This window comes from Brachybacterium netajii (SeqCode) (assembly GCF_054114245.1).
Window position 1 is genome coordinate 523,995 of sequence record NZ_JBSYXB010000001.1, and the last position, 20,958, is coordinate 544,952.

Here is a 20,958-nt window from a genome sequence, read left to right on the forward strand (position 1 = left end):
CCGGCCGACGACGGAGGCTCAGCGCGGATGCTCGACGTGGCGCCACTGCGGCGAGGTCGCCAGGTGCGCGAGGGCGAGGCCGAAGGCCGCCGCGACGACCGTCTGCGCGGCCCCCTGCAGCTGCAGCGCCCCGGTGACGACATCCCCCGAGGACACCTGCGCGAAGCCGTCGTACATCGCGAACCCGGGGATCATGATGACGACCGCGGGCACCGAGATCGCCGGCCGCGGCACGTGGTACGAGCGGGCGATGGCATAGCTGATGGCGCCGACCAGGGCGGTGGCCAGCAGCGTGGCGATCTGGTCGGGGATCTGCGCCTCGGTCAGCGAGAACCGCAGCGAGTTCGCCACGAGGGACACCCCGGCGGCGGCCAGGGCGATCCGCCAGGGCGAGTTGAACAGCACCGCGAAGCCGAGCACGCCGATGAAGGTCGCGAGCGCCCGCAGGCCGAGCATCGCGGCGAAGGGAAGGGCCGCGGCCGCGAGCGGCTGGGCCTCGACGCCGGCGGCGAGCGCCACCGTCCACACCGCCGAGGCGGCGCCGACGATGATGACGGCCGCGTGGGCGAGGCGCTGGATGCCGGCCGAGTAGTCTCCGCGCACGAGGTCCAGCAGACCCGTGATCAGCGGGAACCCGGGCACCAGGAAGAGCACGGCGCTGAGGTGCCCGGCGGCGTGCCCGGGGGCGATCCAGCCGGCCGCCGCGGGGATCCCGACCAGCAGCAGGTAGAGCGCGGTGGTGATGACCGCGGCGATCACCGTGACCAGGAGCTGGTTCCAGCTCCTGCGCTGCAGGCGCCGTCGGACGGCCTGGCCGAGCGTCGCGGAGACCAGCACCGCGAGGATCTCGACGATCCCGCCCGCGTTGAGGAAGGAGAAGGCAGCGCAGGCGAGGCCCGCGGCGAGCGCGTTCACCAGCGGCGAGTGCAGGGGGCCGCGGGCCCGGATCCGGCCGAGCTCGTCGTAGACCTCGGCGGCGCTCGTCCCGGAGGCGGGGAGGGCGTCGACGAAGCGCTGCGTGCGGTAGAGGTGGTCGACGTCCACGCCGACGTGCGAGGGCTGCGTGATGCGGGTGCGGTAACGGCCGCCGTAGGTGGCGGTCGCGGTGATGTCGGAGGCCGTGACCACCGAGACGAAGGAGTCCAGGTCGAGGGCGCGGGCGGTCCGGCTCATCGCGGCCTTGACCCGGTAGGAGGCCATGCCGCTGGCGAGGAGCTCGCTGCCGACGGCGGCCGCGGCCTCGGAGCGCACGGTGAGCGAGTCCGGCACGCCCAACGGGCTGGTGGCGGTGCTCAGCGCCGCATCCGGCTTGCTCCTCGCTCCGCCCGTCCCGCCGCCCGTCCCGCTGTCCTCCGCGCGCCTCGCCGCGCCGTTCTGCTCGCCGCTCACGGCGTCGGGTCCCCGGGGCGGGCGCTCTCGCGGCCGCCCAGGACGCGGCGGATCCGGTCGAACTCCTGCTGGAACGCCGCTTCGTCGTGCTCGTACTCCTCGCGCCAGGGCATGCCGAGTCGCTCGGCGTACTGGCGGTTCAGGGCGGTGCGGCGCGCATGCCGGGCGCCGGCGACGAGCTGCTCGCGGTCCGGGGCGACGAGGAGCCCGGCCGCCTCCTGCAGGACGCGCAGGCCGTCGAAGGAGCGGTCGTCCCAGCCGATCCCGGGGACGATCCACTGCCGGTCGCCCCGCAGGTCGATGCCTGCGGAGTCCCCGCGCTCGGGCCCGCCCACGGCGAGGAGGACGTCGGCGAGGTCGGCGGTGTCGGCCGTGCGCAGTCCGCGCCGGAAGGTCAGGCGTCCGCTCGTCTCGTCGAGCAGCGCGACCTGGTGCGTGGCGATGAGCGGTACGAGCGCCCACAGCGCGAACAGCGCCCAGAGCGCGAGCGCGCCGAGGAGCAGCTGGACGGGGGCGTGGGAGAGGAGGTCCTCGAGGGCGCCGCGATGACCGTCGGCCAGGCGCGAGCGCCGCCATTCCTGGATGCCCGCGCCGGCGAAGGGCGAGAGCAGCAGGGAGACCAGCGGCAGCCCCATGAGGACGCCGGGCAGGTAGCGGGCACCCACGGTGGGGCCGACGACGACGGCTCCCGCGCGCGTGCGGCGCGGGGACGGGGGACGGACCGGCGGCGCATCGGCGGGCTCTCCGCCGACGGTCCCGGGGGCGTGGGTGCTCACCCGTCCAGGCTACGCGGCCCTTCGAGGGTGCGCTCGCTGCGGAAGGCCCGCTCCTGGCCGGTGATGGGGTCGGTGAGCGCGAGGGAGCGGGCGAGCAGCTGCAGCGGCAGCGCCGGCTCCTCCCGCGGGACCGGGTAGAGGTCGTCGCCGAGGATCGGGAGCCCGCGGCCGGAGAGCTGGGCCCGCAGCTGATGGGTGCGGCCGGTCAGCGGGACCAGCCGCAGCAGGGCCGTGCCGTCGGCCTCGCGCGCGAGCACCTCGACGTCCGTGATCGCATCGGGCTCCCCTGCGACGATCCGGGTGCGCAGCTCGCCCCGCCGCTTCTCGAGCCGGTCCCGCATCTCCCAACGGGAGCCGACGACGAGCGGTGCGCCGCCGTCGGACGCGCCCGCGTCGTCGAGCGCGCCCGCGTCGTCGAGCGCGCCCGCGTCGTCGGGCGCGACGCGGGCGAGGTACTCCTTGCGGATCCCGCCGCTCGCGAAGAGCTGCTGGTAGGCGGCGCGCTCCGCCGGGACGATCCCGAAGGCGAGCACGCCGGCGGTGCGCCGGTCGAGGCGGTGCAGCGGGCTGAGGGTCGTCAGCCCGGTCTCGCGGCGCAGGCGCACGAGGGCGCTCGCGAGCACATGGGCGCCGCGGGGCGCGGTGGCCATGCCGTGCGGCTTGTCGAGGATCAGCAGGTGCTCGTCGCGGTGGAGGATCCGCAGGGCGATCGGAGGGACCTCCTCGGGGGCGAGCTCGCGGTGGAACCACAGCTCGTCGCCGGGGCCGACGGGATCGTCGGCCGCCCAGGGCGCACCGTCGGCCGCGACGACCTCCCCGCGTGCGAAGCGCTCGGCGAGCGGCGCGGCGGCCGGGTCCGCGAGCGGCGGGAAGCGGCCGAGCAGCGCCGCGAGCGCCGGCTGCGGGACGGTGCCCGGCGGCACGCTCCAGCGCACGGGATCCAGCCCCTCGCGCTGCGGCAGCGGCGGCGGGAGCCGACGGGCGCGACGGCGCGCCGCGCGGCCGGGACGGGAAGCGGGACTGGTGCCGGGGCTGGGACGGGGACTGCGGCCCGACGCGCTCACAGCCCCCATATGACGAAGGTGATCACGTTGTGCCAGGTGTAGAAGAGCGCGAGCGCCAGCAGGATCAGGTTCGGATGGCGGTCGGCGAAGGTCAGCGCCTGCGGCACCTGGGCGACGAGCTCGGCCGTGGAGAGGGCGTCGACGTGGTCGATCCGCACGCCCGCCTCGCGGGCCCGGCGCAGCGTCATCTCCTGGGCGCGGGGGCCGAAGAAGCGGCTGGAGACGGAGATCAGCCGCCGGTCGTCCCGGTCCAGGACGTAGACGCCGTCGTACAGGCTGTCGCCGGAGTCCGGCAACGGGCCGGGCTCGTCGTCGCGGCCGACGGACCGGACCGCGATCACCCGCCCCGTCTCGTCCCAGCGGGCCGCGACCGTGCGTCGGCCCAGGCCCTGCAGACGGAAGCCGTGCTCGTCGAGCTGCAGCCAGGCCGTCGACTTCCGCAGGGTCGCGACGATCGCGGCGACCAGCACCACGACCCAGACCGCGAACGGGAGCGTGAAGTACGGGTCGTGGCCGAGCAGCGGGCTCTGCCACAGCCGCTGGCCGACGAAGCTGATGATCACGAGGAACTCCAGCACGACGACCAGTACGACCCCGGTGACCAGGGAGCTCAGCACGACCGTGGCGGGCGGTCCGAAGGTGCGCGTGGGGAGGGACGCCGTGCCGTCTTCGGCGCCGTCTCCGGTGCCGGCTCCCGGGCGCTCGGGGCTGTCCGCCATCGCACCTCCTCGCACCGTCAGGACCGTCCGGACCTGCTCATCCTAGAACGCCGCGGGGCCTCCGGGGCGGGTGTCCGCGCCGGTGACGGGCGTCTCCTCCGCCGAGGTGTAGACGCTCGGCGTCAGCAGGCTCGCGCTGTCGACCTCGGCCGCATAGGAGAGGTACCGGATGTGGTTCTCGTAGCGGTCCAGGACGTCGGCGATGATCTGCGCGCGGGTCAGCCCGCCGATGTCGTAGCCCTCGGCGCCGGTCTGCGTGAACACGTCGAGGCGGTGGTAGGTGCTGCGCTCGGGGGCCACGCGCGCGCCGAAGGTCGGCACCTGCGCCTCGACCGGGGCGACCCGGTAGAGGAAGTCGCGCTCCTCCCCCATCCGGATCCGCAGCGAGACGATCGCGATCCCCGAGATCGGATCCGCGTCCTGCTCGGTGCTCGCCGCATAGCCCTGCTCGGCGAACTCGCGGGCGACGTCCTCGAGAGCAGGGACCACGGTGCCGGTCGCGAACTGCGCGACCGCGCGGGTGCTCGGGTAGGAGCGCAGGTTCGCCAGGCGCTGCCGCCAGGACTTCTCGGGGACGTAGCCGCCGTGGGCGGCGACATCCGCGCGCCGCGGCACGCGTCCCTCGCGGTCGGCCCGCTCCATCCGCAGGGCCTTGGAGAAGGACAGCATCACGAGATAGGCGATGACCGTGACCGGCAGGCCGAAGATCAGCGTCGCGTACTCCATGGTCGTGACGCCGCCGGCGACGAGCATCGCGATCGTCAGCAGCGCGGTCAGCAGCGCCCAGAAGATCCGCAGCCACTTGGGGCCGTCCTGGCCGGGGTCGGGGATCCGCGAGGAGAAGGTCGACATGACCATCGCGCCCGAGTTCGCGCTGGTGAGGTAGAACAGCAGGCCCGAGAGCGTGGCCAGGCCGATGAGGAAGGGCGCGCCCGGGAACATCTCCAGCAGCGCGTACCAGCCCTGCTCGGGGCTGTCGATCGCCAGCTGCGCGAAGGCGCGCGAGGCCGGGGTGTCCTCGAGGACGACGGACAGGGCGCTGTTGCCGAAGATCGTCACGACCAGCAGATCGCACAGCACGGGCGCGGTGATCGCGGCGATCACGAACTCGCGCAGCGTGCGGCCGCGCGAGATGCGCGCCAGGAAGAGGCCGACGAACGGCCCCCAGGCCAGCCAGAACGCCCAGAAGAAGAGGGTCGCGCCCGCCATCCAGGCGGCGCCGTCGTCCTGGTAGGCGAGGGTCTGGGCGGTGCGCTCCGGGAGGGTCGCGATGAAGCGGCCGATGTTCTCGGTGATCGCGTTCAGCAGGAACGCGGTCTTCCCCGTGACCAGGATGTACAGCAGCATCGCCCCGGCGATCCAGAGGTTCAGCTCGGAGATCAGGCGGATGCCCTTGTCGACGCCGGAGGTGCACGCGACGATCGTCATGACGACCGCGACGAGCACGAGGGCGACCTGCAGGGCAAGGCCCTGGGGCAGGCCGAACAGCCAGGAGAAGCCGACGTTCAGCAGCACCACGCCGATGCCCATTGACGTGGCCACCCCGAAGACGGTGCCCACGAGCGTCACGATGTCGATGACGTTCCCGGCGGCGCCGCGCACGCGCCGTCCCAGCAGCGGGTACAGCGCCGCCCGGATCGACAGCGGCATGCCCCAGCGGTAGGCGAAGTAGCCCATGGCCATGCCCAGCAGGGCGTACATCGACCAGCCGGCGACGCCGTAGTGGAACATCGTCCACACCACGGCGTCCTGCAGCGCCTCGGCGGACTCGGGGTCGGCCGTCGGCGGCGTGATGTAGTGCGAGATCGGACCGGTCACCGAGTAGAACAGCATGTCGATGCCGACGCCGGCGGCGAAGAGCATCGCGACCCAGGTGAACAGCTTGTACTCGGGCCGGGAATGGTCCGGTCCGAGCCGCACCCTCCCCTCCGGCGACAGCGCCACCCACAGCACGAACAGGATCACCAGCGACACGGTGACGACGTAGAACCAGCCGAGGTCCTGGGAGATCCAGGTGACCACGGCGAGCATGACGGAGCGGGCCTGCTCGGGGCTGAGGATCGTCCACAGCGAGAACGCGAGGATGATCCCCGAGGCCACGGAGAACACGACCCAGTTGACGCGGGGGCCCGCCGGGGCCGCGGGACGGCGCTCGTCGTCCGCGAGGTCCCGCTGCCCCTTGGCGAGGTCGCCCTTGAGGGTCGGGGCGCGCAGGGACTCCCGCTGCTCGCGCTCCTCCCGTCGGTGGCGCTGCCGCTCGGCCTCCGCCTGGGCGCTGAGCTTGCCGCGGGCGATCTCGCCGGCGGCGCGCTCGCCCTCGAGCCGCGCCGCCGAGCGGGGCTCGGGCGTACTGGGGTCGGGCGCGCCGGGCTGGGGCGTGCTGGGGTCGTTCGCGCTGGGTTCCGTCGTGCTCGGGTCCGTCACGCAGGTCCTCCGTTCCTCGGGGTCGTCTCGTCGGCGAGTGCCGGTGGGACCGCGGGAAGTCGCCTGCGGGCGCGCCGATGCGGGCGGGCAGGAGGGCTGGAGCCAGGGATGCCGGGCGTGCACAGGCCATCATCGGCCCGCCGGCACCCGGAGGCTCCAGGGTAGGACGGAAGCCCGGACGGGGGAAGGCGGGAGAGGCCGGAGAAAGCTCACCGCTCGGCGACAGCCGCCAGAAACGCATCGGACCTGGTCATCCGCTCGACGGACGATCGGTTTCCGCCTGTTGCCCGGGGCGGACCGGGGTGCGGAGGAGAGGAGCGAGGGGCGGTCGGGGCAGGATCTCTCCTGCCCCGCCCGCCCCTCGGCGGACGACGGGTCGGGCCCGTCCGGCGGCTCGGGGCCGCCCGAGGATCAGTCCTCGTCCTCCTCCTGCTTCTCGACCACGAGGGTCTCGGTCGTCAGCACCAGGCCGGCGATCGAGGCGGCGTTCCGCAGAGCGGAGCGGGTCACCTTGACCGGGTCGATGATGCCGGCGGCCAGGAGGTCGACGTACTCGCCGGTCGCGGCGTTCAGGCCGTGGCCGGTCTCGGCCTCCTTGACCTTCTCGACGACGACGTAGCCCTCGAGGCCCGCGTTCTCGGAGATCCAGCGCAGCGGCTGGACGACGGCGCGAGCGACCAGGCGGACGCCCACGGCCTCGTCGCCCTCGAGGCCGAGGTCGCCCTCGAGTGCCTTCGAGGCCTGGACGATGGCGCTGCCGCCACCGGCCACGATGCCCTCTTCGATGGCCGCACGAGTCGCGGAGACCGCGTCCTCGATGCGCATCTTCTTCTCCTTGAGCTCGACCTCGGTGTGGGCGCCCACCTTGATGACGGACACGCCGCCGGCGAGCTTGGCGAGGCGCTCCTGGAGCTTCTCGCGGTCCCAGTCGGAGTCGGTCGCGGCGATCTCGGAACGGATCTGCGCGACGCGGTCGGCCACGGCCTCGTCGTCGCCGGCGCCGCCGACGATCGTCGTGGCGTCCTTGGTGATGACGACGCGGCCCGCGTGGCCGAGCACCTCGGTGCCGACGGTCTTCAGGTCCAGGCCGAGATCCGCGGTGACCACCTGGGCACCGGTGAGGACCGCGATGTCCTGGAGCATCGCCTTGCGGCGGTCGCCGAAGGCCGGGGCCTTCACGGCGGCGCCCTTGAAGGTGCCGCGCAGCTTGTTGACGACCAGCGTGGACAGGGCCTCGCCGTCGACGTCCTCGGCGATGATGAACAGCGGCTTGCCGCCCTCGACGACCTGCTCGAGGATCGGGAGGATGTCGGCGACGGCCGAGATCTTGCCCTGGTGCAGCAGCACCTGCGCGTCCTCGAGGACGACCTCCTGGCGCTCCCCGTCGGTGACGAAGTGCGGGGAGATGAAGCCCTTGTCGAACTGCATGCCCTCGGTGAAGTCGAGCTCCATCGCGGTCGTGGAGGACTCCTCGACCGTGATGACGCCGTCCTTGCCGACCTTGTCGAACGCGTCGGCGAGGAGCTCGCCGATCTCGCGGTCCTGGCTCGAGACCGACGCGACGTTGGCGATCTGCGCCTTGTCGTCGACCTCGATGGCGATCTCGCCGAGCTTCTCCGAGAGGGCCTCGACGGCCTTCTCGATGCCCCGCTTGAGCGCCGACGGAGCGGCACCGGAGGTGACATTGCGCAGGCCCTCGTGGACCAGCGCCTGCGCCAGCACGGTGGCCGTGGTGGTGCCGTCGCCCGCGACGTCGTTCGTCTTGGTCGCGACCTCCTTGGTGAGCTGCGCGCCGAGGTTCTCGAAGGGATCCTCGAGCTCGACCTCACGAGCGATGGTCACGCCGTCATTCGTGATCGTGGGGGCGCCCCACTTCTTGTCGAGGACGACGTTGCGGCCCTTGGGGCCGAGCGTCACCTTGACCGTGTCGGCGAGCTTGTCGACGCCACGCTCGAGGGCGCGGCGGGCGTCCTCGTCGTAGATGATGTCCTTAGCCATGGATCAGATGCCTCGATCGGGTCAGTTCTCGATGATCGCGAGGATGTCGCGCGATCCCAGGACGAGGAACTCCTCGTTGCCGTACTTCAGCTCGGTGCCGCCGTACTTGGAGAAGACGACCTTGTCGCCCACCTTGACGTCGACCGGGATGCGCGCACCCTTGTCGTCGAAGCGACCGGCGCCGACGGCGACGACCTCGCCCTCCTGGGGCTTCTCCTTGGCGGTGTCGGGGATCACGAGGCCGGACGCGGTGGTCTGCTCGGCCTCGAGCGGCTTGACGACGACACGATCCTCGAGGGGCTTGATGGAGACCGACATGCGGCTCACTCCTTCATGAAGAGATGACTCTGATGAGTTCTGGGGTCACGGACCCGGGTCCCGGGCGTCGTCGCGGTGCCGACCGGGGGAAGGTCCTGCGGCAGCCTCTGGCACTCTCTGCCGTCGACTGCCAACGGGGCCAACTCTAGGACCGCTCTGGCACTCACGCAAGACGAGTGCTAATCGCGGTCGGCGAACACGCGCTCCGCTGCCGCCCGACCGCCGCCCGCTCCCGCCGCCCCCAGACCGCTCGACCCGCTTGCGTCCCCGGTCACGCACTTCTTGTGAGCCCGACGACGAGTCCCGGCGGCGTCCGTGACGGAACCGGGAGAGCGCGGTAGAACAGAGGGTGAGCGGAGCGTCGGGCGGGTCACCTGCGACCCAGGGGCCGTCCGGCGCCGAGCCGCCCGGCCCGCTCATCCGACCCGAACCGAAGGGGAGCACCACCGCCATGCATTTCCTGCGCCGTCTCAACACCGCCATGGAGCGCCTCGCCGACCGCATGCAGGGCCAGGACGTCGAGCGCTACGGCACCGCGCACGAGCGCCGCTCCGGCGCCGACTACGCCGCCCTCATGCGCACCCGGCAGTCGCAGGGCAGCACCGTCATCGGCCTCGGCCGCTGACCGACCGCCGCTGAGCCCGCGCCTCCGAGCCCGCGATCCTGCGCCTGCACCGCTGAGCCCGCGCCTCCGTGCCCGGCAGCCCCGGCCCCGTCCTCGAGGACGGGGCCCTTCTGCATCCGGGGCCCGGACGCCCGGACGCCCAGGCCGGCTCCTCAGGCCCCAGCGGGTCGTCCGGCCGCGGCGATGATCTGCTCGACCTGCTCCGGCGTGAACTCGTAGACCGGGGTCTCGAGGGCGTCGCCGTCGGGCAGCGTGTCGCCGGTGCTGGGGTAGACCGAGGTGATCACCCGTGGGTCCTCCGCGAGCTCGACGATGCTCGCCCCCGACAGGGCCAGCGCCCGCTCGCTCGCTCCCGCGGTCACGGGGTCGACCACGTTGGTCACGCCCGGCGCGACGTGCACGGGGATCCCGGCGATCCGCCCGTCCATCGCGTGGTGGTAGTGGCCGGACAGCACGATCCTCACGTCGGAGCCCGCGAGCACCGCCGCGAGCTCGTCGAGCCCGTCGAGCTCGAGGCCGGCGAGGAGCCGGGTGGCCGCCCGCAGCGGCGGATGATGGATCGCCAGGACGGTGCCGACCTCGGCGCCGTCGGCCGACGACGGGGCGCTTTCCGCGAGCACCTCGCTCAGCCACTGCAGCTGCTCGGGGTCCAGGTGCCCGTAGCCGGCGCCGGGGACGCTCGAGTCCAGCACCACGATGCGGCCGCCGCCGGGGACGGCGATCACGCGGTCCTGCACGCTCGTGCCGCGATCCCCGAGGGCGACGGACTCGCCGTAGACCGCGGAGACGTCATGGTTGCCCATCACCACGGCGAGCGCCGCACCGCGCTCGGCCGCGAAGGGGTCCAGCAGCGCATGCAGGCGCCGATAGCTCTCCGCGGTGCCGTCCTCCGAGGCGTCGCCGGTGTGGACGATCGCGTCGATGTCCCGGACGTCCTCGAGGCGCGCCAGCAGGCCCTCGAGGGCGGCGGCGGTGTCGATGCGGTCGTAGTGGCGGGCCGACGGATCGCCGTAGAGGTGCGTGTCGGTCAGGTGGAGGATGCGCATGCCGCCACCGTAGGCGCCGTGCATGGCGGGCGCGTGAACGGCGTCCCAACCGGACCCGCGTCCGACGGTCGTGCGCTCAGCCCAGGGCGCCGACCCATTCCTCGGTGCCGTCGGCGAACTCCTGGTGCTTCCAGATCGGGACGCGGCGCTTGACCGTGTCGACGAGGTCGTCGCAGGCGGCGAAGGCCTGCTTGCGATGCGGGGCCGAGACGGCGCAGGCGAGGGCGCTCTCCCCGATCGCGACGGGTCCGTGCCGGTGCGCGACGGCGACCAGGACGTCCGGGTAGCGGGCCGCGATCTCGGCGGCGACCTCGGCGATCGCCGCATCGGCCGAGGGATGCGCGGTGTAGGTCAGGGCGCGGACGCCCCGGCCGCCATCGTGATCGCGCACGACGCCGTCGAAGGTGACGACGGCCCCGCAGCGGGGATCGGCGACGGCCTCGGCCATCGCGTCGACGGAGATCGGGGCGGTGCCGACCTCGGCGCGGCGCACCCGCTCGTCGGCCTCGCCCATGCCCGGGTCCCCGGGGACCCGCAGATCCTCGGCGGACGCGCCGAAGGGCGTCGGCCCGGGCCCGGGATCCGCGGCGGGTTCGCACCCCGCGGCGGGCCCGTCCTCCGCGGCGGGCCCGTCCTCCGCGGCGTGCTCGCTCTCCGCGACGGCCTCGCCGCGGTGGTCGCCGCCGTCGCGCTGGTCCAGCAGGTGGTCGAGGATCGGGTCGAGAACGGCGATCCCGTCGCGGACGCCGCCGCGGGAGCCCGGGAGCGTCACCACGAAGCTCGCCCCGGCCATGCCCGCGACCCCGCGGCTGAGCATCGCCGTCGGGGTCGTCGCCGCACCCCGTCGGCGGACCGCCTCGAGGACCCCCGGCATGTCCCGGTCGATGAGCGGGGCGACCTGCTCGGGGGTGACGTCGGTGGGGCTGATGCCGGTGCCGCCGGAGGTGACGATCACGTCCGTCCCCGCGGCGATCGCCGCGGCGACGGCCTCGCCGACGGCGGGACCGTCGGACACGACGACGCGACGGACCGGATCGAGGCCCCGCCCCCGCAGCCAGTCCTCGAGGAGCGGGCCGGTGCGGTCCTCGTAGGTGCCGTCGGCGGCGCGGGTGGAGGCGATGACCACGCGGGCGCCGCCCGCGAGGCGGGGCGCGCGCTCGTCCTCGCGGCGGGTGCAGTCGGCGTCGCGGCGGATCGCGGGGATCTCCCTCATGCCCGCTCCTGCTGCTGCTGCGCCTGCTGGATCTGCGCCGTCTGCTGCTCCTGCGCGGACACGGCGCCCTTCGCCGTCTCCACGGCCTCCGTCATCTCCGCGGTCTCCGTCATCTCCGCAGCCTCCGCGATCTCGGCGCGCTGCTGCGCGGCGAGCATCTCCTCACGGGTCCAGTCGCCGCTCTTCCCGCCGGACTTGGCGACCACGCCGATGCCCTCGATCGTGGCGAGGTGGTCGACGGCCTTGATCATGTCGTAGACGGTCAGCGCGGTGACGCTGACGGCGGTGAGCGCCTCCATCTCGACGCCGGTGACGCCCTTGGTGCGCACCCGCGCGGTGATCTCCACCCGGTCCTCGACCGGCACCAGGTCGATCTCGACCCCCGAGATCGGCAGCGGATGGCACAGCGGCACCAGCTCGCTGGTGCGCTTGGCGCCCATGATCCCGGCGATCCGCGCGACCGACAGCGCTTCGCCCTTGGGCAGGTCGCCCTCGGCGATGCGGGCGACCACGTCGGGCCGGGTGCGCAGGACGCCGCGGGCGACGGCCTCGCGGGCCGTGACGGCCTTGCCGGTCACGTCGACCATGTGGGCCGAGCCGTCGGCGCGGACATGGGTGAGGTCGTTCATCGCTCTCCTCCGGGGATCAGGATCGTCTCGAGCAGGTCGCCGTCCGCGATGCGGTCGACGCCGGCGGGGATCAGGACCAGGGCGTCGGCGGCCGCATAGCCGCCGATCAGATGCGAGCTCGCCCCGCCGACGAGGCGCACCGTCCCCGAGGGCAGCACGCGAGCGCGACGGTACTGCGCGAGCGCGGGCGGCGAGGAGACCTCCCCCTCGTCGAGGGAGACAGGCAGCCGCAGGCGCTGACGGGCGGGGGCGCGCAGCGCGGGCCGGGCGATGAGCTCGCAGCTCAGCAGCGCCGACACCGGGTTGCCGGGGAACGCGAGCCAGGGGACGCGGCGCGCCGGACGGGCGGACGCGGCCTCCCCGGGTGCGACGGCGGCGTCGAGATCGAGGGTGCCGATGCCCTGGGGGCCGCCGGGCTGCAGGGCGACCTTCGGGAAGGCGAGCGTCGTGCCCGGCAGCTCGGCCGCCTGGCGGACCACCTCGAAGGCGCCCGCGCTGACGCCGCCGCTGGTGACGATCAGGTCGGCATCGGTGCGCGCGAGCTCGGAGCGCAGATGCGCGAGCAGCGCCTCGGGGTCGTCGGGCACGGAGCCGACGCCGACGACCTCCGCCCCCGCCTCGGCGAGCGCCGCGGCGAGACCGGGCCCGTTGGCGTCGTAGGCGCCGCCGGGCGGGAGCGCGGGCATCCCGGGGATGCCGGATGCTCCGGAACCGCCGGCTGCTGCGGAGCCGCCGGCTGCTGCGGCCGACGACGGACCGTCGGCGGAGGCGACCTCGCTGCCGGTGGACAGGACGAGCACGCGGAGCGGGGCGATCGCCTCCACCTCGCCGATCCCGCAGGCGGCCAGGTGCGCGATCCGCGCGGGCGTGAGCAGCGTGCCCTCGCGCAGGATCGTGTCCCCGGCATGGGTGTCGGATCCGCGGGGGCGGACGAAGCGGCCGACGCTCGCGTCCTTCGGGCGCAGGACCACGGTCGCGCTGGGGTCGCTCCCGGCGGGGACGGAGGAGACGGAGGCGGGGAAGGCGCCGAGCACGGACTCCTCGACGGGGATCACGAGGTCCGCGCCGTCGGGGATCGGCGCACCGGTCATGATCGGGCGGGCGGTGCCGGGCTCCAGCGTCGAGGGCGGGTCGCCCGCTGCGATCGTCGGCCCGAGCCGGAGCACGACGGCCCCGTCGTCGACGCCCGGCCCGTCGTCGGCCCCTGATACGCCGTCGGACGACGGAGCATCGGCGCCCGACGGCCCGGCCGCAACGCGGAAGAGGTCGGCGCCGCGGACGGCGTAGCCGTCCATCTGCGAGTTGTCGGCGGCGGGGACGTCCACGCGGGCGCGGACGTCGTGGGCGACGACGCGGCCCGCGGCCTCCGCACCCAGGCGCACGGGGACTCGCGCGTGCAGGGGCGCGAGCAGGGCGATCGCGTCGGCCACGTGCTCCTCGAGAGAGATCCGGGTCACTCCTGCGCCCGCTCCGCGTCCCGTTCCCGGTCGCGTCGCCGGTTCCGTTCCGCACTCCGTCTCCGGTCGTGCCGTCGGCTCTGCCATCCGCACCGTCCTCCGTCGTCCGTCCGCCGACTCCTCGTCTGCGGTCCCGCGTCCCCGTCCCGGCCTCAGCTGCGGCGGTGCGGCCGGCCAGCGGTCGGCGCACTCGCCGGTCCGCCCGTCGGTCCGTCCGCCCGTCAGGTCGCCGGGCCGTCCGCTCCGCCGCTGGTCGCAGCGAGGCGGAGCGACCGTCGGCCGGGGTCGCACGTCCCTCCAGTATGGACGCCGACCGTCCTATGCTGGACGGCATCGCCGAGGCAGAGCGCCGCGGCAGCTGGAGGTGGATGGCGATGTCTCCGCGCACGATCGCGCTCGGCATGCCGCGCCCCCGCACGACCGACGAGACCTCCCCGGCCCTCCCCGACACGACGGATCGTCCGGCCTCCCCCGGCCTGCTGGACCGCTTCGACCGCTCCGCGACCGACCTGCGGCTCTCGCTGACGGACTTCTGCAACCTGCGCTGCACCTACTGCATGCCCGCCTCGGGGCTGACGTTCCTGGCCAAGGATCAGATGCTGTCGGTCGAGGAGATCGTGCGCCTGGTGCGGATCGGCGTGGACCGGCTCGGGATCACCCAGGTGCGGTTCACCGGCGGGGAGCCCCTCACCCGCCCCGATCTCGACGAGATCGTCGCCGGCGTCGCCGCCCTCGAGCACCGTCCGGACATCTCGCTGACGACCAACGCGATCGGCCTCGAGGCCCGCGCGGAGCGGCTGCGGACGGCAGGTCTCGATCGGATCAACGTCTCGCTCGACTCCGTGGTCTCCGAGACCTTCGAGCGGATCACGCGCCGCCCGCTGCTGCACCGGGTGCTCGAGGGCATCGACGGCGCCCGCTCCGCGGGCCTCGACCCGATCAAGGTCAACGCCGTGCTGATGCCCGGCGTGAACGACCGCGAGCTCCCCGACCTGCTGGACTGGTGCCTCGAGCGCGACCTGCAGCTGCGGGTCATCGAGCAGATGCCGCTGGACGCCGACCACCGCTGGGACCGCGGCACGATGATCACCGCCGCCGACATCCATGCGCTGCTCGCGGACCGCTACGTCCTCACCCCGGCGGACGTCCGCCGCGACGGCGCCCCCGCCGAGCTCTACGACGTCGCCGATCGCGCCGACGGACGGCCCCGCGGCCGGGTCGGGATCATCGCCTCCGTCACCCGCCCGTTCTGCGCCGACTGCCGCCGCACCCGCCTGACCGCCGAGGGCCGCGTGCGCACCTGCCTGTTCTCCCGCGAGGAGACGGACCTGCGGGGCGCCCTGCGCTCCGGGGCCGACGACGAGGCGATCGCCGACATCTGGCGCGCCGCCCACTGGGGCAAGAAGGCCGGCCACGGCATGGACCGCGACGACTTCCGCCAGCCGGAGCGCCCCATGAGCGCCATCGGCGGCTGAGCGCCGGCGCCGCCGGCGGGACCGGGCCCGACGCCCGACGGACGCGGTGCGCCGCCACGAGACGAGACACGACGAGAGAAGAGAGCCGAGGCCGCACGATGACCACGCCCCCCACCACCACGCCCGCTGCCCCGGAGATCGCGGTGAGCCTGTTCGCCGGGGCCGCCGCCGAGTACGGGGCCGAGACCGCGACCGTCCGCGGGACGACCCTGCAGGAGGTCCTCGACGCCCTCGTCGCGGGCACCACCGAGCGCGGGGCCACGGCGATCCGCCGCTCCAGCTTCCTGGTCAACGGCTCCGCCCGCACCGACCTCGACCGCCCCCTCGCCGCGGGCGACCGCGTGGACGTGCTCCCGCCCTTCGCCGGCGGCTGAGCCGCGCCCGACGCGGCCTCTCCGCGCCGGCGACCGTCGAGCCGCCACCGCCGAGCCGCCACCGCCGAGCCCGCTCGGCGGGGCCGCGTCAGAGCGGGATGACCTCGACGACCGTCCGGTCGGCGGGCGCGGGACGCTCCCGCAGCACGATCGCGTCGGCGCGCGCGAAGGGCGTCAGACGGCTGCCGGGGACGATGTCGACGACCTCGACCCCATCCTCAGAGATCCGGCGCCGGCCGGGCCGTGCGGAGATCCCGGGCCGTGCGCGCCGGGCCCGATGCCCGCCGGCGCCGTCCTCGTCGTCGATGCCGAGCGGCAGGCGCCGGATCGCGGCGTCGGAGCCCGGCAGCAGCGGCCGGACGAACAGGTGCAGCCCCACGAGCGCACCGACGGGCGTGCCCGGCAGGTGCAGCACGGGCGTGCCCTCGCCGCCGCCCGCGTCGAGGCGCCCGGCGCCCTGCGGGCCGCCGGGCTGGAGGGCGAGGTGCGCGAAGCGGGAGCTGTCCTCGCCGCGGGGACCGAGCAGGTTCTTGACCACGTCATAGGCGCCCTGGCCGATGCCGCCGGTGGTCACGACGAGATCCGCCGCGCGCGCGGCCTCGGCGAGCACCTCGCGCAGCTGGGCCGGGTCGTCGCCGCTGCGCCAGGCGGACACGTCGGCGCCGTCGGCCCGCAGCGCCGCCGCGAGCATCGTCCCGTTGGACTCGCGGACGGCGCCGGGGACCCGTTCGCCCCCGGCGGCGTCGTCGGCCCCGACGAGCTCGTCCCCGGTCACCACGACGGCGATCCGCGGAGCCGCGAGCACGGGCAGCGTCCTGATCCCGAGGGAGCGGGCGATGCCGATCAGCCCGGCGCCGACCCGGTCCCCCGCGCGCGCGATCGCGCTGCCGCGGGCGGTCTCCTCGCCGCGGCCGCGGATGTGGCGGCCGGCATCGGGCAGGGCATCGAGGACGATGCGCACCTGCGCGGGGGCCGGCGCGAAGGGGTCCGCGTCGGTCGCCTCGACCTGGATCACGAGGTCCGCGCCATGCGGCACGGGCGCCCCGGTCATGATGCGGGCGGCCGCACCCGCGGGGAGCGTCGTCGGCGCCCCGGGACGGGCGGGGAGATCGGAGACGACGGGCAGCGTGCAGGTGCCGGGGGCGAGGTCGGCGCGGCGCACCGCGAAGCCGTCCATGGCGGAGATCGGGACAGCGGGGACGTCCTCCGGGCTGATCACGTCGGCCGCGAGGATCCGCCCACGAGCCTCCTCCGGCGCCAGGTCGAGCCGCGGCGGCCGGATCGCGATCTCGCGCGCGAGATGCTCGCGCCACTCGGCGACGGTCGTGCGGTGCTCCGCGGCATCGGACGCGATGGGGGCGTCGGGCTGCGCTGTCGGGTCGGGCATGCTGCTCCTTCGGGCGGACCTGCGTCGATCCTGCCACGACGACCGCCGTCCACAGGGCCTGCACCCGGCGGCGCGCGAGGTGCATGATGGAGGCATGCGCGAGATCCGTTTCGACCGCTTCGGCGGCCCCGAGGTCCTGACCCTCCACGAGGACGCCCCCGTCCCCGAGCCCGGCCCGGGCGAGGTGCTGGTGCAGGTCTCCTTCGTGGGCCTGAATCCCGTGGACTACAAGATCCGCGACGGCTCCTCCGGCATGTCGGCCTCGCTCGACCTCCCCGCCGGGACCGGGCGCGAGATGGCCGGCGTCGTCATCGGCGCCTCCGCGGACCTCGACGAGGCGGAGCTCGCCTCCCGCGGGGTCGCGCCCGGGACGCGCGTGTTCGGCATGCGCAACCCCTCCGACCGCCGCGGCACCGCCGCCGAGATCATCGCCATCAGCGCCGACGACCTCGCCCCGATCCCGGACGAGGTCCCCGCCGAGGCGATCCCCGCCTGGGCGGGCCTCTCCCTCGTCGGCCTCACGGCGATCGCCGCCGTCCAGGACAGCGCGCAGATCACCGAGGGGCAGACCGTCCTCGTGCACGGCGGCACCGGCGGCGTCGGCCAGCTCCTGATCCCCATGGCCCTCGAGGCCGGCGCCGCGACGGTCTGGGCGACCGGCCGCGCCGCCAACGCCGCCCGCATCGAGGAGCTCGGCGCCCGCCCCATCGCCTACGACCAGGAGGACTGGGGGCAGGCGATCGACCGGGCGACCGACGGCCGCGGCGTCGACGTCATCCTCGACACGCACTACTTCTCGACCTTCCTGCCGAGCCTGGACCGTCTCGCCCCCGGCGGCCGCATCGTCGCCCTGCCGACCCTGGCGGACCTCGCCCCGGCCAAGGAGCGCGGCATCACCGCGCTGATCCCGCAGATCGTGATCCGCCGCGCCCGCCTCGACCACCTCGTGCAGGGCATGCGCTCGGGCGCCTACCCGCTCGAGGCCTCGCAGGTCCTCCCCCTCGGCGAGATCGCCCGCGCCCACCGCCTCCTCGAGGAGGGCCACACCCGCGGGAAGCTCGTCCTGGACGCGACCGCCTGAGCGCGCGACCGCACCGGTCTGACCGGCGGACCCGCGCGGGCGGGTAGGCTCGCGAGCATGGTCGTTCCCCCTGCCGCCGAAGATGCCGCCGTCGCCGACGAGGCGGTCAGGGCCATCGAACCGGTCCTCCATCCCGGCGGCTGGTCGCTGCTGAACTCCCTCCCGCCCTACGAGGAGAAGGACGCGCTGCGCCGCGGCGCCGCCCTCCGCGCGGCCGGCCACTCCCCCGAGCTCGTCTCCGCCGTGCTCACCCAGTCGCGCCTGCGCGCGAAGGGCAGCGACAAGTTCGGCGAGTTCGCCCGGAACATGCTCTTCACCCCGCACGGCCTCGAGCAGGCGACACGGCTGTCGATCGCCGCACTGCACGCGCGCCGCTTCCGGGACGCGCGTGTCGCCTCCGTCGCCGACCTCGGCTGCGGCATCGGCGGGGACGCGATGGCGCTCGCCGGCTTCGACATCGACGTGCGCGCGATCGACCGCGATCCCGTGACCGTGGCGGTCGCGACGGTGAACCTGCGCCCCTTCCCCTCCGCGGAGGTGCGCCTCGGCCGCGTCGAGGACCACGACCCGGCGTCCACGGAGGGCATCTGGCTGGACCCCGCCCGCCGCGCCCCCGCGCGCGGGAGCGCCCGCGGCACCCGCCGCCTGCACGACCCCGAGGAGTACGAGCCCCCGCTGTCGCGGGTCGTCGAGCTCGCCCGGCAGCTCGGGGAGCGGCGACGGGCCGACGGGGCGGAGGATGCCCCCGGCGGCTTCGGACCGCTCGGCGCGAAGCTCGGCCCCGCGATCGACCGGGAGGCGCTGCCGGAGGGCACCGAGACCCAGTGGCTGTCCTTCCACGGGCAGGTTCTCGAGGCCGCCTGCTGGTTCGGCCCGCTCGCGACCGAGGGCGTCCCCACCTCCGCCCTCGTCATCGACCGCTCCGGCACCCACACCCTCCGCTCCCGCGCCGACTCCCCCGGAGATCCTTCCGTCGGCGCCGTCGGCGACCATCTCTACGAGCCCGACGGGGCGGTCATCCGCGCGGGCCTCCTCGGCACCGTCGCCGAGCGGCTCGAGGCCCGCACCCTCGACCCGACGATCGCCTACCTGACCTCGGACCGGCGCCTGGACACGCCCTTCGCACGCGGCTACGCGATCCGCGACGTCATGCCCTTCGGGCTCAAGCGCCTCACCTCCTACCTGCGCGAGCACCGCCTCGGCGTGCTCGAGATCAAGAAGCGCGGCACCGCCGTCGAGCCCGACGAGCTGCGTCGCAAGCTCCGTCCGCGCCGCTTCGGCGACGAGAGCGCGACCCTCGTGCTCACCCGCATCGCCGGGGAGCAGAGCGTCATCGTCGCCTCCCCGCACCCCACCGGATCCTCCCAGGAGACGTCCCATGCCTGATGCCCCTCGGATGTCGTCGACGACGCCGACGTCCACCCCGCCTGCCGCGGCCCCCTCGACCTCCGCAGCCCCCGCCTCCGGTCAGGCGGCCCCCGGCCGCACGGTCGCGCTGATGCTGCTGCTGGTGGCCCTCGGCGCGCTCGCGCTGGTCACCCTCGGCGCGACCGCCGATCGCGGAGAGGTCGTGAGCTACAGCGGTGAGCGCGAGCAGTCCTATGCGCCGGTCGAGCTCCCCGCCCAGGAGTACGACGAACCGGACTGGTCGACCTTCGAGGTCGAGACCGTCGAGCCGCGGCCCGAGGTCGGGCGCGCGATCTCCTCCGTCGTCGTCGGCCTCCTGGTGGCGGCCCTGGTCGTGCTCGCCGTGTGGGTCGTCCACCGCATGCGCCGGCTCGCCGCGCCCCCGCCCCCGCTCGCGGCCGAGGCGACGGACACCGAGATCGAGGAGCTCACGGTCGCCCAGGCCCGCGCCGCGCTCGACGACGCCCGCGAGCGCCTCTCGACCGTGGTCGACGCCCATGACGCGGTGATCGCGGCCTGGCTCGCTCTCGAGCGGGCGATCGCCGGCGCCGGGATCCGCCGACGGCCCGACCAGACCACCCTCGAGTTCGTGGTCACGGTCCTGGCCTCGCTGGACCTCGACGCCGCCGCCCTCGACCGGCTCGCCGCGCTCTACCGCCGCGCGCTGTTCGACGACATGCCGCTGCTCGAGGCCGACCGGGAGAGCGCCTTCACCCTGCTGGACGCGCTGACCGCGCAGCTCGGCGGCAGCGCCGCCGCGGCCGGTCCGACGGGCGCGACGAGCTCGACCGGTGCCGCAGGCACGACGGGCACGACGGGCATGACGGGGACGACGGGGACGACGGGAGCCGGGCGATGAACGCCGACCTCAGGAGCCTGCTGCTGCGGCTCGCGATCTCGACGGCGGGGATGCTCGCCGTGGTCGGCGTCTGCGCGGCCTTCGGCCTGCGGTTCTCGCTGCCGCTGCCGATCGCCCTCGCGCTCATCATCGGCGCGATCAGCTGGCTGCTGAACAGCACGCCCCGACGGGCCGACCATGTCGACGCGCCGCGCCTGGACCTCGACGCCGACTTCGCCCTCCCCCACGCCCAGGACATGCGCGTGCGGCGGACCGAGGACATGATCCACGGAGCGCAGCCGAGCCGTCGGATGACCTCTCGCGGACTCGCGCGCACGCTCGCCGAGATCGACGACGAGCGTCGGCACGACACGGCCGCGCCGCCGCTCAGCGGTGAGCTCGACGCGATCCTCCGCGCAGCGCGCGAGGGCGATGCCGCGGCGCACCCCGTCGGGCCCATCGACCGGCGCCACCTGCATCGCTACCTGCGCGAGCTTTCTCGTCACTCTGACCAGGAGGGATGATCCGGAAGGGCCCGTCCCCACCGGCGCCCTCCCGCACCTTGCGACGCATCGGTAACGATTCGGCCGCGGAGACCCTCGGAACACCCGATGTACTCCCCCGCGTGTCCTAGAGTTCAAAAACCGACGCAGACCGAAACAAAGTGTCGACGGCTCGTACCCCTTGGGGGTACGACTGGATCACCCCATCCGGGCAGACTCCGCCGCCGACGTGAGG

18 protein-coding genes and 1 pseudogene are annotated in these 20,958 nt (G+C 74.4%); 7 read left to right on the forward strand and 12 right to left on the reverse strand.

Annotated features, from left to right (window positions below):
* Nucleotides 1-18 precede the first annotated feature (18 nt).
* The 7 genes from ACXET9_RS02360 to groES all read right to left on the reverse strand — a co-directional run bounded on the left by ACXET9_RS02360 (nucleotide 19) and on the right by groES (nucleotide 8,688).
* Nucleotides 19-1,389 carry a threonine/serine ThrE exporter family protein gene (locus ACXET9_RS02360; RefSeq protein ID WP_457884498.1) on the reverse strand — a complete coding sequence of 457 codons (1,371 nt, stop codon included), beginning with the start codon at nucleotides 1,387-1,389 and terminating at the stop codon, nucleotides 19-21.
* Entirely contained in the window at nucleotides 1,386-2,165 is a 780-nt protein-coding gene (locus tag ACXET9_RS02365; RefSeq protein ID WP_457884500.1) for a hypothetical protein, read from the reverse strand. Before ACXET9_RS02365 ends, ACXET9_RS02360 begins: the two co-directional genes overlap by 4 nt.
* Nucleotides 2,162-3,238 (reverse strand): pseudouridine synthase, encoded by a 1,077-nt coding sequence (locus tag ACXET9_RS02370; protein ID WP_457884502.1) that lies wholly within the window; start codon nucleotides 3,236-3,238, stop codon nucleotides 2,162-2,164. The genes ACXET9_RS02365 and ACXET9_RS02370 overlap by 4 nt, the downstream gene beginning before the upstream one ends.
* Nucleotides 3,226-3,948, reverse strand: coding sequence for a hypothetical protein (locus ACXET9_RS02375; protein ID WP_457884504.1), 723 nt, complete (start codon nucleotides 3,946-3,948; stop codon nucleotides 3,226-3,228). Before ACXET9_RS02375 ends, ACXET9_RS02370 begins: the two co-directional genes overlap by 13 nt.
* Before the next feature lie 42 nt (nucleotides 3,949-3,990).
* Nucleotides 3,991-6,372 carry a choline BCCT transporter BetT gene (gene betT / locus ACXET9_RS02380; RefSeq protein ID WP_457884506.1) on the reverse strand — a complete coding sequence of 794 codons (2,382 nt, stop codon included), beginning with the start codon at nucleotides 6,370-6,372 and terminating at the stop codon, nucleotides 3,991-3,993.
* Between the two features lie 411 nt (nucleotides 6,373-6,783).
* Nucleotides 6,784-8,370 carry a chaperonin GroEL gene (gene groL, locus ACXET9_RS02385; RefSeq protein WP_457884508.1) on the reverse strand — a complete coding sequence of 529 codons (1,587 nt, stop codon included), beginning with the start codon at nucleotides 8,368-8,370 and terminating at the stop codon, nucleotides 6,784-6,786.
* 21 nt (nucleotides 8,371-8,391) lie between these two features.
* Nucleotides 8,392-8,688, reverse strand: coding sequence for a co-chaperone GroES (gene groES, locus ACXET9_RS02390; protein ID WP_457884510.1), 297 nt, complete (start codon nucleotides 8,686-8,688; stop codon nucleotides 8,392-8,394).
* Between the two features lie 451 nt (nucleotides 8,689-9,139).
* Here groES and ACXET9_RS02395 point away from each other — a divergent pair, with 451 nt between their 5' ends.
* Entirely contained in the window at nucleotides 9,140-9,313 is a 174-nt protein-coding gene (locus ACXET9_RS02395; protein ID WP_457884512.1) for a hypothetical protein, read from the forward strand.
* A gap of 152 nt (nucleotides 9,314-9,465) precedes the next feature.
* Here ACXET9_RS02395 and ACXET9_RS02400 read toward each other — a convergent pair whose 3' ends face one another.
* From ACXET9_RS02400 to ACXET9_RS02415, 4 genes and pseudogenes are all read right to left on the reverse strand, one after another.
* On the reverse strand, nucleotides 9,466-10,359 hold the full coding sequence (locus ACXET9_RS02400; protein ID WP_457884514.1) for a metallophosphoesterase family protein: 894 nt from the start codon (nucleotides 10,357-10,359) through the stop codon (nucleotides 9,466-9,468).
* A 76-nt stretch (nucleotides 10,360-10,435) separates the two neighbouring features.
* Nucleotides 10,436-11,572: a molybdenum cofactor biosynthesis protein MoaE gene (locus ACXET9_RS02405; RefSeq protein ID WP_457884516.1), complete on the reverse strand. Its 1,137-nt coding sequence runs from the start codon at nucleotides 11,570-11,572 to the stop codon at nucleotides 10,436-10,438.
* Between the two features lie 161 nt (nucleotides 11,573-11,733).
* Nucleotides 11,734-12,201: pseudogene (moaC, locus tag ACXET9_RS02410) on the reverse strand (cyclic pyranopterin monophosphate synthase MoaC); the annotation flags it as partial.
* Nucleotides 12,198-13,658 (reverse strand): molybdopterin molybdotransferase MoeA, encoded by a 1,461-nt coding sequence (locus tag ACXET9_RS02415; protein ID WP_457884518.1) that lies wholly within the window; start codon nucleotides 13,656-13,658, stop codon nucleotides 12,198-12,200. The gene ACXET9_RS02415 and the pseudogene moaC, both read right to left, overlap by 4 nt.
* A gap of 374 nt (nucleotides 13,659-14,032) precedes the next feature.
* Here ACXET9_RS02415 and moaA point away from each other — a divergent pair, with 374 nt between their 5' ends.
* Together moaA and ACXET9_RS02425 are read left to right on the forward strand one after the other, a co-directional pair.
* Complete coding sequence (moaA, locus tag ACXET9_RS02420) at nucleotides 14,033-15,133, forward strand: GTP 3',8-cyclase MoaA (protein ID WP_457884519.1); 1,101 nt, start codon at nucleotides 14,033-14,035, stop codon at nucleotides 15,131-15,133.
* A gap of 98 nt (nucleotides 15,134-15,231) precedes the next feature.
* Nucleotides 15,232-15,507, forward strand: a complete 276-nt coding sequence (locus ACXET9_RS02425) for a MoaD/ThiS family protein (protein ID WP_457884521.1) — start codon at nucleotides 15,232-15,234, stop codon at nucleotides 15,505-15,507.
* A gap of 88 nt (nucleotides 15,508-15,595) precedes the next feature.
* Here ACXET9_RS02425 and ACXET9_RS02430 read toward each other — a convergent pair whose 3' ends face one another.
* Complete coding sequence (locus tag ACXET9_RS02430) at nucleotides 15,596-16,894, reverse strand: molybdopterin molybdotransferase MoeA (RefSeq protein ID WP_457884523.1); 1,299 nt, start codon at nucleotides 16,892-16,894, stop codon at nucleotides 15,596-15,598.
* Between the two features lie 94 nt (nucleotides 16,895-16,988).
* On the opposite strand from ACXET9_RS02430, the gene ACXET9_RS02435 reads away from it, so the two are divergent.
* From ACXET9_RS02435 to ACXET9_RS02450, 4 genes are read left to right on the forward strand one after another with little or no spacing between them, the layout of a single operon-like run.
* A complete protein-coding gene (locus tag ACXET9_RS02435) occupies nucleotides 16,989-17,975 on the forward strand; it encodes an NADP-dependent oxidoreductase (protein WP_457884525.1) in 987 nt (328 codons plus the stop codon).
* Between the two features lie 57 nt (nucleotides 17,976-18,032).
* Nucleotides 18,033-19,361: a THUMP-like domain-containing protein gene (locus ACXET9_RS02440; protein ID WP_457884527.1), complete on the forward strand. Its 1,329-nt coding sequence runs from the start codon at nucleotides 18,033-18,035 to the stop codon at nucleotides 19,359-19,361.
* The gene (locus ACXET9_RS02445; protein ID WP_457884529.1) at nucleotides 19,354-20,241 is read left to right on the forward strand and encodes a DUF4129 domain-containing protein; all 888 of its coding nucleotides are present in this window, start codon (nucleotides 19,354-19,356) and stop codon (nucleotides 20,239-20,241) included. The genes ACXET9_RS02440 and ACXET9_RS02445 overlap by 8 nt, the downstream gene beginning before the upstream one ends.
* Nucleotides 20,238-20,744, forward strand: coding sequence for a hypothetical protein (locus ACXET9_RS02450; protein ID WP_457884531.1), 507 nt, complete (start codon nucleotides 20,238-20,240; stop codon nucleotides 20,742-20,744). Before ACXET9_RS02445 ends, ACXET9_RS02450 begins: the two co-directional genes overlap by 4 nt.
* Nucleotides 20,745-20,958 lie beyond the last annotated feature (214 nt).

Bases quoted from the DNA above. Each gene is read 5' to 3' on its own strand.
- ACXET9_RS02440 (WP_457884527.1), top strand. From the start codon at position 18,033: ATGGTCGTTCCCCCTGCCGCCGAAGATGCCGCCGTCGCCGACGAGGCG.
- groL (WP_457884508.1), bottom strand. From the start codon at position 8,370: ATGGCTAAGGACATCATCTACGACGAGGACGCCCGCCGCGCCCTCGAG.
- ACXET9_RS02400 (WP_457884514.1), bottom strand. From the start codon at position 10,359: ATGCGCATCCTCCACCTGACCGACACGCACCTCTACGGCGATCCGTCG.
- ACXET9_RS02425 (WP_457884521.1), top strand. From the start codon at position 15,232: ATGACCACGCCCCCCACCACCACGCCCGCTGCCCCGGAGATCGCGGTG.
- ACXET9_RS02405 (WP_457884516.1), bottom strand. From the start codon at position 11,572: ATGAGGGAGATCCCCGCGATCCGCCGCGACGCCGACTGCACCCGCCGC.
- groES (WP_457884510.1), bottom strand. From the start codon at position 8,688: ATGTCGGTCTCCATCAAGCCCCTCGAGGATCGTGTCGTCGTCAAGCCG.
- ACXET9_RS02450 (WP_457884531.1), top strand. From the start codon at position 20,238: ATGAACGCCGACCTCAGGAGCCTGCTGCTGCGGCTCGCGATCTCGACG.
- ACXET9_RS02370 (WP_457884502.1), bottom strand. From the start codon at position 3,238: ATGGGGGCTGTGAGCGCGTCGGGCCGCAGTCCCCGTCCCAGCCCCGGC.
- ACXET9_RS02430 (WP_457884523.1), bottom strand. From the start codon at position 16,894: ATGCCCGACCCGACAGCGCAGCCCGACGCCCCCATCGCGTCCGATGCC.
- ACXET9_RS02395 (WP_457884512.1), top strand. From the start codon at position 9,140: ATGCATTTCCTGCGCCGTCTCAACACCGCCATGGAGCGCCTCGCCGAC.
- ACXET9_RS02375 (WP_457884504.1), bottom strand. From the start codon at position 3,948: ATGGCGGACAGCCCCGAGCGCCCGGGAGCCGGCACCGGAGACGGCGCC.
- ACXET9_RS02435 (WP_457884525.1), top strand. From the start codon at position 16,989: ATGCGCGAGATCCGTTTCGACCGCTTCGGCGGCCCCGAGGTCCTGACC.
- moaA (WP_457884519.1), top strand. From the start codon at position 14,033: ATGTCTCCGCGCACGATCGCGCTCGGCATGCCGCGCCCCCGCACGACC.
- ACXET9_RS02445 (WP_457884529.1), top strand. From the start codon at position 19,354: ATGCCTGATGCCCCTCGGATGTCGTCGACGACGCCGACGTCCACCCCG.